Annotated in this window: 11 protein-coding genes; 4 read left to right on the top strand and 7 right to left on the bottom strand. The window is 57.8% G+C overall.

Annotated elements, in window-relative coordinates; all coding sequences use genetic code 11:
* The first annotated feature begins 192 nt into the window (after window positions 1-192).
* Both malP and malQ read left to right on the top strand, forming a co-directional pair.
* Complete coding sequence (malP, locus tag ABLU86_RS19015) at window positions 193-2,583, top strand: maltodextrin phosphorylase (RefSeq protein WP_142689330.1); 2,391 nt, start codon at window positions 193-195, stop codon at window positions 2,581-2,583.
* Between the two features lie 10 nt (window positions 2,584-2,593).
* Window positions 2,594-4,669 (top strand): 4-alpha-glucanotransferase, encoded by a 2,076-nt coding sequence (malQ, locus tag ABLU86_RS19010; RefSeq protein WP_142689329.1) that lies wholly within the window; start codon window positions 2,594-2,596, stop codon window positions 4,667-4,669.
* 577 nt (window positions 4,670-5,246) lie between these two features.
* On the opposite strand, the gene gntT is transcribed toward malQ, so the two are convergent.
* The 3 genes from gntT to gntX all read right to left on the bottom strand — a co-directional run bounded on the left by gntT (window position 5,247) and on the right by gntX (window position 8,215).
* On the bottom strand, window positions 5,247-6,563 hold the full coding sequence (gntT, locus tag ABLU86_RS19005) for a gluconate transporter (RefSeq protein WP_015369355.1): 1,317 nt from the start codon (window positions 6,561-6,563) through the stop codon (window positions 5,247-5,249).
* A 343-nt stretch (window positions 6,564-6,906) separates the two neighbouring features.
* The gene (nfuA, locus tag ABLU86_RS19000; protein WP_015369356.1) at window positions 6,907-7,482 is read right to left on the bottom strand and encodes a Fe-S biogenesis protein NfuA; all 576 of its coding nucleotides are present in this window, start codon (window positions 7,480-7,482) and stop codon (window positions 6,907-6,909) included.
* A 58-nt stretch (window positions 7,483-7,540) separates the two neighbouring features.
* Window positions 7,541-8,215 (bottom strand): DNA utilization protein GntX, encoded by a 675-nt coding sequence (gntX, locus tag ABLU86_RS18995; protein ID WP_032706492.1) that lies wholly within the window; start codon window positions 8,213-8,215, stop codon window positions 7,541-7,543.
* Between the two features lie 37 nt (window positions 8,216-8,252).
* On the opposite strand from gntX, the gene bioH reads away from it, so the two are divergent.
* Together bioH and ABLU86_RS18985 are read left to right on the top strand one after the other, a co-directional pair.
* Entirely contained in the window at window positions 8,253-9,035 is a 783-nt protein-coding gene (bioH, locus tag ABLU86_RS18990; protein WP_032713170.1) for a pimeloyl-ACP methyl ester esterase BioH, read from the top strand.
* A gap of 112 nt (window positions 9,036-9,147) precedes the next feature.
* On the top strand, window positions 9,148-9,417 hold the full coding sequence (locus ABLU86_RS18985) for a YdgH/BhsA/McbA-like domain containing protein (RefSeq protein WP_015369359.1): 270 nt from the start codon (window positions 9,148-9,150) through the stop codon (window positions 9,415-9,417).
* 100 nt (window positions 9,418-9,517) lie between these two features.
* Here the strand turns inward: ABLU86_RS18985 and feoC are convergent, their stop codons facing one another.
* From feoC to ABLU86_RS18965, 4 genes are all read right to left on the bottom strand, one after another.
* A complete protein-coding gene (gene feoC, locus ABLU86_RS18980) occupies window positions 9,518-9,754 on the bottom strand; it encodes a [Fe-S]-dependent transcriptional repressor FeoC (RefSeq protein ID WP_015369360.1) in 237 nt (78 codons plus the stop codon).
* 12 nt (window positions 9,755-9,766) lie between these two features.
* Complete coding sequence (feoB, locus tag ABLU86_RS18975; protein ID WP_015703678.1) at window positions 9,767-12,085, bottom strand: Fe(2+) transporter permease subunit FeoB; 2,319 nt, start codon at window positions 12,083-12,085, stop codon at window positions 9,767-9,769.
* 29 nt (window positions 12,086-12,114) lie between these two features.
* Complete coding sequence (gene feoA, locus ABLU86_RS18970; protein WP_015703677.1) at window positions 12,115-12,342, bottom strand: ferrous iron transporter A; 228 nt, start codon at window positions 12,340-12,342, stop codon at window positions 12,115-12,117.
* 388 nt (window positions 12,343-12,730) lie between these two features.
* Window positions 12,731-15,061 carry a Tex family protein gene (locus ABLU86_RS18965; protein ID WP_015703676.1) on the bottom strand — a complete coding sequence of 777 codons (2,331 nt, stop codon included), beginning with the start codon at window positions 15,059-15,061 and terminating at the stop codon, window positions 12,731-12,733.
* Window positions 15,062-15,148: the final 87 nt, after the last annotated feature.

Here is a 15,148-nt window from a genome sequence, read left to right as displayed (position 1 = left end):
GGCGAAATTATTGTTCTACACGCGCAATAGGGCGGCGAATTCCCGTCGACGAGCTAACGTTAAAGTGGCCGCGATCACAATTTTCGCTCATCCCCGCTACTCCTCCCTGTCTAATCCCCCTCGGGAGGAGGCAGCGGCCTCGGGAGGTCGGCACACTAAGGCTAACGTTTTAGTAAAGGACCAGGATTTCTTATGTCACAGACTTCTTTTAACCAGGCTCAGTTTCAGGCTGCACTGACGCGTCAGTGGCAGCGTTTCGGTTTATCGTCAGCCGCAGAGATGACCCAACGCCAGTGGTGGCGCGCGGTCAGCGGCGCGCTGGCGGAGCTTTTGGCGGCGCAACCGGCGGCGGAAGCCGTTAAAGGACAGCGCCACGTTAACTACATTTCGATGGAGTTCCTGATCGGTCGCCTGACCGGTAATAACCTGCTCAACCTGGGCTGGTATGAAGGAGTGAGCGAGACGCTGAAGGCGTACGACATCCAGTTGACCGACCTGCTGGAAGAAGAGACCGATCCGGCGCTGGGCAACGGCGGCCTGGGCCGTCTGGCGGCCTGCTTCCTGGATTCTATGGCCACCGTCGGCCAGTCGGCGACCGGTTACGGCCTGAACTACCAGTACGGTTTGTTCCGTCAATCCTTCGCTGACGGTCAGCAGATGGAAGCGCCGGATGACTGGGGACGCGGCAGCTATCCGTGGTTCCGCCACAACGAAGCGCTGGATGTGCAGGTGGGTATCGGCGGTAAAGTCAGCAAAAGCGGCGAATGGCAACCGGCTTTCGTGATTACCGGCGAAGCCTGGGATCTGCCGGTGCTTGGCTATCGCAATAACGTCGCGCAGCCGCTGCGCCTGTGGCAGGCGAAACATGCCCATCCGTTCAACCTGACCAAATTCAACGACGGCGATTTCCTGCGCGCGGAGCAGCAAGGTATCGACGCCGAAAAATTGACCAAGGTGCTGTATCCGAATGACAACCATCTGGCGGGGAAAAAACTGCGCCTGATGCAGCAGTACTTCCAGTGCGCCTGCTCGGTGGCCGATATTTTGCGTCGTCACCATCTGGCTGGCCGCAAGCTGCATGAGCTGGCGGATTATGAAGTGATCCAGTTGAACGACACCCACCCGACCATCGCCATCCCGGAACTGCTGCGCGTGCTGCTTGATGAGCACCAGATGAGCTGGGACGATGCGTGGGCCATCACCAGCAAAACCTTCGCTTACACCAACCATACTCTGATGCCGGAAGCGCTGGAGTGCTGGGATGAGAAGCTGGTCAAGGCGCTGCTGCCGCGCCACATGCAGATAATCAAAGAGATTAACGACAGATTTAAACTGCTGGTGGAGAAAACCTGGCCGGGCGATAAGCAGGTGTGGGCGAAGCTGGCGGTGGTCCATGATAAACAGGTTCGCATGGCCAACATGTGCGTGGTGAGCGGCTTTGCGGTGAACGGCGTCGCGGCGCTGCACTCCGATCTGGTGGTGAAGGATCTGTTCCCGGAATATCACCAGCTGTGGCCGAACAAATTCCATAACGTGACCAACGGCATTACGCCGCGTCGCTGGATTAAACAGTGTAATCCGGCGCTGGCTGCCCTGCTCGATAAGACGCTGAAGAAAGAGTGGGCCAACGATCTCGACCAGCTGATCAAGCTGGAGAAGTACGCCAACGATGCCAAATTCCGTCAGGTTTATCGCGACATTAAGCAGGCGAATAAAGTGCGTCTCGCTGAGTTCGTGAAGCGGCGTACCGGTATCGACATCAACCCGCAGGCGATTTTTGATATCCAGATTAAGCGCCTGCACGAATACAAACGCCAGCACCTCAACCTGCTGAATATTCTGGCGCAGTATAAAGAGATCCGCGAAAACCCGCAGGCCGACCGCGTACCGCGCGTCTTCCTGTTTGGCGCTAAAGCCGCGCCGGGCTACTACCTGGCGAAGAATATTATTCTGGCGATCAACAAGGTGGCCGAGGCGATCAATAACGATCCGCTGGTGGGCGATAAGCTGAAAGTGGTCTTCCTGCCGGATTACTGCGTATCGGCGGCGGAAATGCTGATCCCGGCGGCGGACGTCTCCGAGCAGATTTCCACGGCGGGTAAAGAGGCCTCTGGTACCGGCAACATGAAGCTGGCGCTGAACGGCGCACTGACCGTCGGCACTCTTGACGGCGCCAACGTTGAAATCGCCGAGCAGGTTGGCGAGGACAATATCTTTATCTTCGGCCATACCGTGGAAGAAGTTAAGGCGCTGAAGGCGAAAGGCTACGATCCGCTGAAATGGCGCAAGAAAGATAAGCTGCTGGACGCGGTGCTGAAAGAGCTGGAAAGCGGTAAATATAGCGGCGGCGACAAACACGCCTTTGATCAGATGCTGCATAGCCTGCTGCAAGGCGGCGATCCTTACCTGGTGCTGGCTGACTTTAGCGCTTACGTCGCGGCGCAGAAGCAGGTAGACGAACTGTATCGCGACCAGGAAGCCTGGACCCGTGCGGCGATCCTCAACACCGCGCGCTGCGGCATGTTCAGCTCCGACCGCTCTATTCGTGATTATCAGCAACGTATCTGGCAGGCAAAACGCTAAGGACAGGCCTATGGAGAATAAACGCCTTGATAATGCCGCGCTGGCGGCGGGGATCAGCCCCAGCTATATCAACGCGCACGGCCAGCCGCAGTCGATCGCGGCGGCCACCAAACAACGTTTGCTGGATGCTATGCATCGTACGTCTACTGCCGCGAAAGCGGCAGTAGAACCGCTGCCCAGCGTCAAGGTTTTTACCCACGGTAAAAAAATGCAGTTGCCGGTAGCGGGAAGCGGCGCGTTTCACTGGCTGCTGACGACCGAAGAAGGTAAGCAGTATCAGGGTGAGACGCGCGGCGGCGAAACGCTCGCTTTGCCTGGGCGATTGCCGACGGGCTATCACACCCTGACCCTCACGCGGGACGGCGAACGCTGGCACTGCCGGGCGATCGTCGCCCCGGCGCGCTGCTACGAACCGCAGGCGCTCAAAGAGGGCAAAAAGCTATGGGGCGCCTGCGTCCAGCTCTACACCCTGCGTTCTGAGAACAACTGGGGCATTGGCGACTTCGGCGATCTACGCGCCATGCTGCCGGAAATCGCCCGTCGCGGCGGCGCGTTTATCGGCCTCAACCCGATTCACGCGCTCTATCCGGCGAACCCGGAGAGCGCCAGTCCGTACAGTCCGTCATCGCGCCGCTGGCTTAACGTCATCTATATCGACGTCAACGCGGTGGAGGATTTCCAGCGTAGCCCTGCCGCGCAGGCATGGTGGCAGCTTGCGGAAACCCAGCAGGCCTTGCAGGCCGCGCGGCAGACCGCTGATGTCGACTATACCGCTGTCACCGCGCTGAAGCTGACCGCGCTGCGTCTGGCGTGGGCCGAGTTTTCTACGCGTGAAGATGAGCAAATGGCGGAGTTCCGTCAGTTCGTGCTGCGCGAGGGCGAAAGTCTCTACTGGCAGGCGGCGTTTGATGCGCTGCATGCCTGGCAAAGCCGTCAGGATCCGATGCGCTGGGGCTGGCCGGCATGGCCGGAAGCGTATCAGAGCACGAGCAGTCCGCAGGTGAAAACCTTCTGTGCGGAGCATGCCGATGAGGTGAGCTTTTATCTATGGTTGCAGTGGCTGGCATATACGCAGTTCGCCGCCTGTTGGCACACCAGCCAGCAGGACGGGATGCCGATTGGCCTGTATCGCGATCTGGCGGTCGGCGTCGCCGAAGGCGGATCGGAGACGTGGTGCGATCGCGAGCTGTATTGCCTCAAGGCTTCCGTCGGCGCGCCGCCGGACATCCTCGGCCCGCTGGGACAGAACTGGGGCCTGCCGCCGATGGATCCGCACGTGATGGCTGCCCGCGCCTACGAGCCGTTTATCGAACTGCTACGGGCGAATATGCAAAACTGCGGCGCATTGCGTATTGACCACGTGATGTCGGTGCTGCGTTTGTGGTGGATACCGTATGGCGAAACCGCCGACCATGGCGCCTATGTGCAGTATCCCGTGGATGACCTGCTGGCGATCCTGGCGCTGGAGAGCCAGCGGCACTGCTGCATGGTCATTGGCGAAGACCTCGGTACCGTACCGGTTGAAATCGTCGGCAAGCTGCGCAAAAGCGGCGTTTACTCGTATAAAGTGCTCTATTTCGAAAATGGCCCTGATAAAACGTTCCGCGCGCCGAAGGCTTATCCACAGCAGTCGATGGCGGTCGCAACGACCCACGATCTCCCGACGCTGCGCGGCTATTGGGAGAGCGGTGATTTGACGCTCGGGAAGACGCTGGGTCTGTATCCGGATGAAGTGGTGCTGCGCGGCTTATATGCCGATCGCGAACAAGCAAAGCAGGGGTTGCTGGATGCGCTGCATCGGCACGGCTGTTTGCCGAAGCGCGCCGGACATAAAGCCTCGCTGATGGCGATGACCTCAACGCTCAATCGCGGGATGCAGCGCTATATCGCCGACAGCAACAGCGCCCTGCTTGGGCTGCAGCCGGAAGATTGGCTGGAGATGGCTTCGCCGGTCAACATCCCGGGCACCAGTACCGAGTATCCCAACTGGCGGCGTAAGCTTAGCGTGACGCTCGAGCAGATGTTTGCCGATGCGCAGGTGAATAAGCTGATTAAAGATCTGGATAAGCGCCGCAAAGCCCGTTAATCCAGAGAGAATGCCCCGGTGGCGCTGCGCTTACCGGGGCTACTGGTAGATACTGTTATCGGTTTGCAACGATTTTGGTCGGGGAAAACATGTGCTTTGTGTTAATTCCGAGCACATTGCACTCCCGATATTTCTTCTGCGTTATGTCTCTCATGGCGCAGGGAGCGCACAGGGGGCGGCCAGTCGCCACCGCCCCCTGTACCCCCGGGCTCTGGCCGCCAAAATCGCCACTTCGTGGTACCTTCGACTTATCCCGGCAGGCTTCGGGTCGGGCCGAGGCAGCGTCCGTGCAAAACACGGCCCTCAGCCCGCATCCATGCGGGCTGCCCCGGCCTTCCGGGAACGTCTCAGCGATTTTGAGGCCGCCAACACCTGCAGTTTCAGCCAGCATGGTGAATAAATTAAATGCAGGCCGCGCGGACCGTAGGTCGGATAAGGCGTTAGCCGCCATCCGACAAAAAACGGCACTGCGGGTAGCCCGGATAAGGCGCTTTGCGCCGCTATCCGGGAAACGAAGAACAAAAAAGGCCGGGGCGCATGATGCGCACCCGGCCTTTTTTATCTCAGGGAGAGAGGGTTACACCACCATCCCCAGCAGCAGACAACCAACCAGGCCGCACACGGAAATGATGGTTTCCAGTACCGACCAGGACTTGATGGTCTCGCCAATGGTCAGGTTGAAATACTCTTTGAACAGCCAGAAACCTGGGTCGTTCACGTGCGAGAAGATAACGCTACCGGAACCCACGGCGATAACCATCAGCTCCGGGCTAACGCCGGTGGTGGCAATCAGCGGCGCGGCGATACCACCTGCAGTGATAGCGGCAACGGTAGCTGAGCCCAGCGCAATACGCAGCACCGCAGCGATAGACCACGCCATAAACAGCGGTGACATATTGGATTCGTGCATGATAGAAGCGATGTACTTATCCATGCCGCTATCCACCAGCACCTGCTTGAAGGCGCCGCCGCCGCCGATGATCAACAGCATCATGGCGATGATTTTGATAGAGGAGGTCAGCGTATCGTTGATCTGCTCCATGGAACGGCCGCGATTGAGGCCGAAAGTGAACAGCGCGATCAGCACCGCAATCAGGGTCGCCATCACCGGGTCGCCGAAGAACTCGGCAACGGGCAGGAAGGCGTGGCCCTTCGGCAGAACCATCTCGGCGACGGCGCGCATCGCCATCAGGATCACCGGTACCAGAGAGGTCCAGACGCTGACGCCAAAGCCCGGCATCTCTTCTTCAGTGAAGGTTTTCGGGTTGTGCAGGCCTTCCGGGATCGGTTTATCAATACCTTTCAGGAAACGGGCGAAAACCGGGCCGGCGAGAATAACCGTCGGGATAGCCAGAATTGTCCCGTAGAGCAGCGTTTTGCCCATATCGGCGTGGAAAATTGTCGCGATAGCGGTCGGGCCCGGGTGTGGCGGCAGGAAACCGTGGGTGACGGAGAGCGCCGCGGCCATCGGTACGCCAACGTACAGCAGCGGGATACGCGCGGAAGCGGCGATGGTAAAGACCAGCGGCAGCATCAGCACGAAACCGACTTCATAGAACAGGGCGAAACCGACGGTGAAACCGGTCAGTACAACGGCCCATTGAATATGTTTTTTACCGAATTTATCAATCAGGGTAGTGGCGATACGCTGCGCGCCGCCGCAGTCCGCCAGCATTTTACCGAGCATAGCGCCGAAGCCCATGATCAGTGCGAGGCTGCCGAGCGTGCCCCCGACGCCGTTTTTGATGGATACGATGACTTTATCCAGAGGCATACCCTGCATTAATCCGACGGCGAGCGCCACCAGAACCAGAGCGATGAAGCCGTTCATTTTGAAACGGATCATCAGCAACAATAACAGGGCAACCCCGATAGCTACGATGACTAATGGCATGATTTACCTGGCCTTAACTTGTTATGGGTAACGTTAAAGTCTGAACATCTACAGTATCCGTTCCGCAGAGGAACAAGGATGTCTTGCACCGTAAAGCTGGCTTATTCCTGACCCAGAGAAAGGATAGCTGGCTATTTTTTTGTCGGTGGTGCTTGCTGTGGATGATACGGGTAACATGTGAGCTTTGAGAATGCCCTGCGCGGGGTAAATTTTAAATATGAGACTTAAGTCATACTCTCTGCCGGGTTTTTGCCGTGATGGCTAGTCAGAAATGTTGTGCGGTAACATGCGGAAGGGAGAAGTCGCCCGGCAAACGGATTGTTGCCGGGCGAGAGGGGGAAGCTTAGTAGTAGGAGTGCTCGCCGCGCTGGTGTTCGGTCAGATCGCGCACGCCTTTCAGCTCCGGGAATTCGTTCAGCAGCTGCTTTTCGATCCCTTCTTTCAGGGTCACATCGACCATTGAGCAGCCGTTGCAACCGCCGCCGAACTGCAGGATAGCCAGACCGTCTTCGGTGATTTCCATCAGCGAAACGCGACCGCCGTGACCGGCCAGCTGTGGGTTGATCTGCGACTGCAGCAGGTACTCCACGCGCTCCATCAGCGGGGCATCGTCGGAAACCTTACGCATTTTGGCGTTAGGCGCTTTCAGCGTCAGCTGGGAACCGAGCTGGTCAGTGACGAAGTCGATTTCAGCATCTTCCAGATAAGGTGCGCTGAGTTCATCAACATACGCGGTCAGCTGTTCAAATTTCAGCGCCGTGTCGGTGTCTTCCACCGCATCCGGTGGGCAATAGGATACGCCGCACTCAGCGTTTGGGGTGCCGGGATTAATCACAAATACGCGAATTTGCGTCCCTTCTTCCTGATTTGCCAGCAGTTTGGCAAAGTGCGCTTGTGCAGCATCGGAAATACGGATCATAGCGTTGGCCTAATAGTTGACTATTTTACTGGGTTATAATACGCCCATCAGCGGGGGTCTACAAGGTACGGCACAAACACCATACCTGAACCGTCGCGGCGCCGTTTCGCAAAAGCAGGCGGGAAATCTCGGCGACGGTGCTTCCGGTTGTGACGACATCATCCACAATGGCGATATGGAGGCCCCGAACGGATAATTCAACCTGGAAAGCATTTTTCAGGTTCTGCTTACGTAATCTGGCGCTTAACTGATGCTGCGTTGCGGTACGCCGGCTTCGCGTCAGCGCATCGCCGCGCCAGGCGCAGCCCATCCAGCGCGCCAGCGGGCGACATAGCGCCTCGCTTTGGTTAAATCCCCGACGCCAATGACGGCGCTGCCACAGCGGCACGCTGACAATCCGATCCACTGGCGGCAGCCCGCAATTAAGGCGCAGGCGTAAAAGAAGCAGTCGCGCCAGCGCCGCCGCGAGTTCCGGATGACGGGCAAACTTAAACTGGTGTACCAGCCCGCTTAGCGGTGGGGCATAGCTATTCACCGTCACCAGCCGCTGCCAGGGCGGTGGTTTTTGCAGGCAGCGTCCACAGGGCAAGGCGGGCGCCAATGCCGGTAAACCGCACTGCGGGCAGAGCGATGGCGTGACGAGCAGCGAGGCGGTGCAGCGCGAGCACATCCCCCAGTGAGCCATGGCCAGCGGCATTTGGCATAGCCAGCATAAGCTGTGTGCTGTTAGCATAATTCCCCTCATAGTGATGGAAAGAGAACAGTAACTGATGAATGACATCTGGTGGCAAACCACGGGCGAAGGAAATTGTCATCTTGTGCTGCTGCACGGCTGGGGGCTGAATGCCAACGTATGGGATTGCATCACGCCGGAACTGGCTACGCATTTTACCCTTCACCTGGTGGATTTACCGGGCTATGGCCGCAGCGGTGGTTTTGGCGCCTTAACGCTTGAAGAGATGGCGCAGCAGGTCGTTGAAAAAGCGCCGGAGCAGGCTATCTGGCTTGGCTGGAGCCTGGGCGGGCTGGTAGCGAGCCTGGTGGCGCTGCAGCACCCGCAACGCGTGCAGGCGCTGGTGACCGTCGCTTCTTCGCCGTGTTTTGGCGCGCGCGACCAGTGGCCGGGGATTAAACCGGAAGTGCTGAGCGGCTTCCAGCAACAGCTGAGTGAAGATTTCCAGCGTACCGTCGAGCGTTTTCTCGCCCTGCAAACCATGGGCACCGAAAGCGCGCGCCAGGACGCCCGGGCGCTGAAAAGCACCGTTCTGTCGCTGCCGATGCCGCCTGCTGAGGTTCTCAACGGCGGGCTGGAAATCCTCAAAACCGCCGATTTGCGTCAACCGCTCGCCGCGCTGACCATGCCGTTTTTGCGCCTCTATGGCCGACTGGATGGGCTGGTGCCGCGTAAAATCGTTCCTCTGTTGGATGAGCTGTGGCCGCAAAGTGAGTCTGTTGTCTTCGAAAAGGCGGCCCACGCACCGTTTATTTCGCATCCCCAGCCATTCTGTGAGCCTCTCATCGCGCTGAAAAACCGGCTGAATAATTATTTTTAGCGCTGCATGGTAAATCATCAGGATCGGGCAATACTTAGGTTGTTGCGGTGGTTGATTATTTCGTTTTTGCCGCCGCAAACTAAAAATAACAACCTTATGGAGAGTAAAGGCTATGAAACTTGTTACAGGTATTGTTGCATCTCTGGTGATAGGCTCCCTCTCTTTTGGCGCGTTCGCGGCGAAAGAGATTCAAAAAGATGAAGTCGCGAAGATGAATCTGACCAAGGTCGGCAGCATCACGACTTCCCGTACCACGTCGCCGATGGACGCGAAGCGCGATCTGTCGAAGAAAGCGGATGAGTTGGGTGGTAAGTACTTCGTAGTGATTGCCGGCGAGAAGAACGAGAAGACGGTTCACGCGAACGCCGACGTGTATAAGTAAGCCTGATTTTCCCTGCCAGCGTTGCGCCTGGCAGGGCTAGCAAATCGCACCGCAGATAGCCCGGACAAGGCGCAACGCGCCGCCATCCGGGATGTCTTATTCAGCGCAAAGACCACCACTCCCGCAGACAGGCTTTCCCTTCCGGGCAGCTTTTACAGCTGCCGGAAAGGCAGCCATCGGCATCTTCGGTCATCTTGACCGCTTTTCCCATCGCTTCCAGGCGGCTTAACATGGCGTCGATCAGCGGCCGTGGCGTATGCAGGCGGGCGCTCAGCTGTGCGGCTTCCATGCGCCCCTGCAGGGCCAGCATATCGCGAACGTCAATTAACGATGCCATGATGATTGCTCCTTAGTGGCAGTCGCCGGCCGGACTCTGGCAGCAGGACGTCGGGGTTTTACGCGTCGCCAGCAGGGAAACATCCACCCGGCTACGCGCCCGACGCAACAGGCCAAAGACCACGACGTTAAACAGAATTACCGCCAGAATACACACCAGGCTGTAGCGCGGGTGTTGGCTAAAGCTCACGGTCTGGTAGTACAGCGTCGATAGCGAGTAGGCGATATTCAACCCCCACAACACCGAGAACATCATCCAACCGCGGCTGGACTCACGGGCAATCGCTCCCATCACGGAAATGCATGGAATATAGAGCAGGACGAAGATCAGGTAGCTGTACGCGGCGGCGGCGCTGCCGAATTTACTGCCCATCACCCCCATGGCGCCGGTTTCCATTTCGCCGTCGCCTTTGCTTGCTTCAATCGGGTTCGCCAGCACGCTCAGGCTAAAGGTGTCTTTCAGCCCCTGCCAGGTTTCATCGACGGCGGCTAACAGCTCGTCGCCAAGGCTAAACTCCTGTGGGTTAAACTCTTCATTCTGGATATCTTCCGCGGTGTAGAGGGTGTTCAGCGTACCGACCACCACTTCTTTCGCCATCGCGCCGGTAAACAGGCCGACGGTTGCCTGCCAGTTATCTTCGTGCACGCCAATGGGCTTAAACACCGGGGTAATCACTCGGCTAACCGAAGCCAGCGCCGAGTCGTTGATGTTATCGACCACTTTGCCGCTGAGCGAGAAGCTGTTCAGCGCGCTGAGGAAAATACTGACAATCACAATGACCTTACCGGCGCGCAGGACGAAGCCTTTCAGGCGCTGCCAGGTCTGGATAACCAGGCTCTTGATGTGCGGTACGTGATACACCGGCAGCTCCATCACGAACGGCGAGGCTTCACCGCGCATAATGGTGTATTTGAGCATCAGGCCGGTGAGGATCGCCATCACGATGCCCAGTACGTACAGTGAGAAGACCGCCAGCGCGCCGTTCTGGCCGAAGAAGGCGGCGGCAAAGACCGCGAAAATCGCCAATCGGGCGCCGCAGGACATAAACGGCGCCATCATGATAGTCATCAGCCGTTCACGCGGCGCATCCAGCGTACGGGCGCCCATAACGGAAGGCACGTTACAGCCAAAACCAACGATCAGCGGCACGAAGGATTTCCCCGGCAGGCCTAACGCCTGCATCAGGCGGTCCATTACGAAGGCCGCGCGCGCCATATACCCGGAGTCCTCAAGGAAGGAGAGGAACAGGTACATCATGCCGATTTGCGGCACCAGCGGCAGCACGGTGTTGATACCGCCGCCCAGCCCTTGCGCGAGGAATACGGTCAGCCAGTCCGGGAAGTGCAGAGTGTAGCCCAGCCACTGGATGCCGTGAATGAAAATAGCCACCGAACCGGCGTCGAAAATCGGCTGCAGGGCGCCGCCGATGTTGATAGCCAGCAGGAACATCAGGTACATCACGAACAGGAAGATCGGTAAGCCGAGGAAGCGGTTAAGGATAATTTTATCCATCGCCGTGGTGAACCGGCTCGGCTCAGCGGTCAGGGTGTTACTGACGGCATCGCATACCGCGGCGATACTTTGATAGCGGGCATCGGCGATATAGAGCGCCGGATCGTCCATCTCGCCGCTCAGGTTGGCCAGCGCCAGATCCAGTTTGTCGGCGGCGTTGCCGGCAAAGGCGCGGCTGTAAATATCGCCTTCCAGCATCTGCAGCCCCAGCCAGCGGCGCTGACGCAGCGGCATATCAGCAGGCATCGCCTGCGCCAGCATATCGGCTTCGCGCTGCAGGGATTGCGGATAGTGCACCAGTTCCAGCGGCTGATTTTGCTCATGGCGGTCAAGCGCCATTTTCAGCGCTTCGATGCCGCGACCGCGGGTGGAGACCAGCGGAATCACCGGGCAGCCGAGACGGGCCGCCAGCGCGTCGACGTCGATGCGAATTTGCTGTTTTTCGGCAATATCGAGCATGTTTAGCGCGACGACGCAGGGAATACCCAACTCCAGCAGCTGCAGGGTCAGATAGAGGTTACGTTCCAGGTTCGAGGCGTCGATGACGTTAATCAGCAGGTCGGCATCGCCGCTGAGAATATAGTGACAGGCAATTTGTTCATCGAGCGATGTTTGCGAGGAGATGGTGGTCAGCGAATAGGTGCCCGGCAGGTCAACCAGAGTAACCTGGTGGTCGGTGGTGGTGAAGGCGCCTTCTTTACGCTCAACGGTGACCCCCGCCCAGTTACCCACCCGCTGGCGCGCGCCGGTTAGCTGATTAAATAACGTTGTTTTGCCGGAATTAGGATTACCAATTAAACCAACGGTTAATTTTTTCATTTTTCAGACTCTTAGTGCCGGGTCAGGTGTTATTGCGCAACCGCTTCCAGTTCAATTAACGCGAGGTCTTTTTTACGTAATACCAGGCTCACGCGCCGGGTCTCAATATGAATAGGATCGCCCAGTGGCGCCACGCGCACGACATGAAACGAAGAACCGGGCAACATTCCCAGGGAGAGCAGTTTCTGCCGATAAGCCGGGCTAATATCGCGAGAAAAACCGGTGATTTTCCACGCACTATCAGGAGTGAATTGCATAGGGCCTACTTGTTATCGCTAACCGAAAAGAGAATTTCCAGGCGCGGCTATTAAAGCGGCGCTGGGGACTATAGCCAACGAAGAAGAATAAAACTTAACTGATAACGATGATAATGAGAATGGTTTGTATCATCAATACATGGCATGGATAATAAATGCGTTTTTCATGGGTATTTGCTTATTTTTTGATATGACGCAAGAACCCTGTTGTAGCCAAAAATAAGTCAAAAATTAATTTATTCACTTAATGTTTAATAAAGGTTTCATTAGTTAACAGAATGAAACTTTATAAATTTCGAACTTATTGAAAGGTTACTGGAATATATTAATCGAGGCTCAGGCATTAAAAAGCGGAAAATTGCCCCTCGTAGAGAGGGGCAGGGAAGGATTAGCGTTTTTTGCCCATCGCGGCGGCCAGCGCATCCATCATCGCGCTGTTGCCGGCTGGCTGAGCATCGCGACCGCGCGGCTTCGCCGCTTTTGCCGCCGGGCGGTTACCCTGCGGGCGATCGTTGCCGCCGCCGCGGCGCGCGTTGCTGTCGCCCGGTTGTTCATCGAGGCGCATCGTTAACGCGATGCGTTTACGCGGCAGGTCCACTTCCATCACCTTCACTTTGACGATATCGCCCGCTTTGACCACGGTATGCGGGTCTTCAACGAACTTATTCGACAGCGAAGAGATGTGGACCAGGCCATCCTGGTGCACGCCGATATCGACGAAGGCGCCAAAGTTGGTGACGTTGGTGACCGCACCTTCCAGAATCATCCCCGGCAGCAGGTCGTTCATCGTCTCAACGCCGTCGGCGAACTGGGCGGTTTTAAACTCAGGGCGCGGATCGCGGCCCGGTTTTTCCAGCTCTTTGATGATATCGGATACCGTCGGCACCCCGAACTTATCATCGGTAAAATCAGAGGCTTTCAGGTTGCGCAGTTCGCTACTGTTGCCCATCAGATCTTTCAGCGCCTGCTGGGTAGCGGCCAGAATACGCTCGACCACCGGGTAGGCTTCCGGGTGAACGGTCGAGGCGTCCAGCGGGTTGTCGCCGTGGTTAATGCGCAGGAAGCCGGCGCACTGTTCAAAGGCTTTTGGCCCCAGACGGCTTACCTTCAGCAACTGCTGGCGGTTGTGGAACTGGCCGTTCTCGTCGCGCCAGGCGACGATATTCTGCGCCATCATACGGGTCAGGCCCGCGACGCGGGTCAACAGCGCCACCGAGGCGGTGTTAAGGTCGACGCCAACGGCGTTTACGCAGTCTTCCACCACCGCATCCAGCTTACGCGCCAGTTGCGTCTGGCTAACGTCATGCTGATACTGGCCGACGCCGATTGATTTCGGATCGATTTTCACCAGCTCGGCCAGCGGATCCTGCAGACGGCGGGCGATAGAGACCGCGCCGCGTAGGGAAACATCGAGGTCCGGGAACTCCTGCGCCGCCAGTTCGGAAGCCGAGTAGACCGACGCGCCGGCTTCGCTGACGATCACCTTCTGGGCGGTCACTTTCGGGAACTGTTTTTGCACGTCGAGGAAGAAACGCTCGGTCTCGCGGGAAGCGGTACCGTTGCCGATAGCCACCAGCTCAACGTTATGTTTTTCGCACAGCGCCGCCACGACGACGGCGGCTTTAGCCGCCTGGCCGGTATGCGGGTAGATGGTATCGGTGGCCACCAGTTTGCCGGTGCCGTCGACTACCGCCACTTTGACGCCGGTACGCAGGCCTGGGTCAAGACCCATGGTGGCGCGCAGGCCGGCAGGCGCGGCCATCAGCAGGTCATGGAGATTACGGGCGAATACGTTAATCGCTTCGTCTTCCGCGCGTTCGCGCACGGTGCCCATTAATTCGGTTTCGAGGTGCATCAGCACCTTGATGCGCCAGGTCCAGCTGACGACGCCTTTGCGCCAGCTGTCCGCCGGGGCGTTATTCAGGCGCAGGCCGAGATGATCGATAATGATCTGCTCGCAGTGGCTCTCTTTCGGTGGCTCATCAAACTGCGGGTCGGCGTTGAGCGACAGCTGCAGCACGCCCTCATTGCGCCCGCGGAACATCGCCAGCGCGCGGTGCGACGGCACGGAAGCGATCGGTTCATGGTGGTCGAAGTAATCGCGGAATTTAGCGCCTTCTTCTTCCTTGCCGCTGACGACGCTGGCCACCAGATGGGCGTTTTTCCACAGATAATCACGTACTTTCGCCAGCAGGGCGGCGTCTTCCGCGAAGCGTTCCATCAGGATATAGCGCGCGCCGTCGAGAGCGGCTTTGCTATCCGCCACGCCTTTATCGGCATCGATATAGTTTGCCGCTTCGGTTTCCGGATCGTGGGAAGGCTCATTCCACAGCAGATCGGCCAGCGGTTCGAGACCGGCTTCAATGGCGATTTGCCCGCGGGTGCGGCGTTTAGGTTTGTACGGCAGGTAGAGATCTTCGAGCTCGGTTTTGCTGAGGGTGGCGTTGATGGCTTTTTCCAGCGCTTCGCTGAGCTTGCCCTGTTCGCCGATCGATTTGAGGATCGCCTGGCGGCGGTCTTCCAGTTCGCGCAGATACCCGAGGCGAGTTTCCAGATTACGCAGCTGCGTGTCATCCAGACCGCCGGTGACTTCCTTACGATAACGTGCAATAAACGGCACGGTGTTCCCTTCATCAAGCAGGCGAACGGCAGCTTCTACCTGTTCGGCTCTGGCCTGAAGTTCACCCGCAATAATGCGGCAGAGCGAATCATTCATCATCGGTTTTATTCATCATTAGGGTCAAAATCAGGGGATAGTTATACGGGCTGCCAGGCTAAAATGCCAGCCGCGACCGGGTTCTCTCGG

The sequence above is a fragment of the Klebsiella sp. JN_Kp121 genome, from assembly GCF_040062145.1.
Taxonomy (GTDB): domain Bacteria; phylum Pseudomonadota; class Gammaproteobacteria; order Enterobacterales; family Enterobacteriaceae; genus Klebsiella; species Klebsiella aerogenes.
This window is presented reverse-complemented; position numbering and strand designations above follow the sequence as displayed.

What these genes read in the sequence shown, in the direction of transcription:
- malP (WP_142689330.1), top strand. Translation starts at nt 193, where the DNA reads ATGTCACAGACTTCTTTTAACCAGGCTCAGTTTCAGGCTGCACTGACG.
- malQ (WP_142689329.1), top strand. Translation starts at nt 2,594, where the DNA reads ATGGAGAATAAACGCCTTGATAATGCCGCGCTGGCGGCGGGGATCAGC.
- gntT (WP_015369355.1), bottom strand. Translation starts at nt 6,563, where the DNA reads ATGCCATTAGTCATCGTAGCTATCGGGGTTGCCCTGTTATTGTTGCTG.
- nfuA (WP_015369356.1), bottom strand. Translation starts at nt 7,482, where the DNA reads ATGATCCGTATTTCCGATGCTGCACAAGCGCACTTTGCCAAACTGCTG.
- gntX (WP_032706492.1), bottom strand. Translation starts at nt 8,215, where the DNA reads ATGCTAACAGCACACAGCTTATGCTGGCTATGCCAAATGCCGCTGGCC.
- bioH (WP_032713170.1), top strand. Translation starts at nt 8,253, where the DNA reads ATGAATGACATCTGGTGGCAAACCACGGGCGAAGGAAATTGTCATCTT.
- ABLU86_RS18985 (WP_015369359.1), top strand. Translation starts at nt 9,148, where the DNA reads ATGAAACTTGTTACAGGTATTGTTGCATCTCTGGTGATAGGCTCCCTC.
- feoC (WP_015369360.1), bottom strand. Translation starts at nt 9,754, where the DNA reads ATGGCATCGTTAATTGACGTTCGCGATATGCTGGCCCTGCAGGGGCGC.
- feoB (WP_015703678.1), bottom strand. Translation starts at nt 12,085, where the DNA reads ATGAAAAAATTAACCGTTGGTTTAATTGGTAATCCTAATTCCGGCAAA.
- feoA (WP_015703677.1), bottom strand. Translation starts at nt 12,342, where the DNA reads ATGCAATTCACTCCTGATAGTGCGTGGAAAATCACCGGTTTTTCTCGC.
- ABLU86_RS18965 (WP_015703676.1), bottom strand. Translation starts at nt 15,061, where the DNA reads ATGATGAATGATTCGCTCTGCCGCATTATTGCGGGTGAACTTCAGGCC.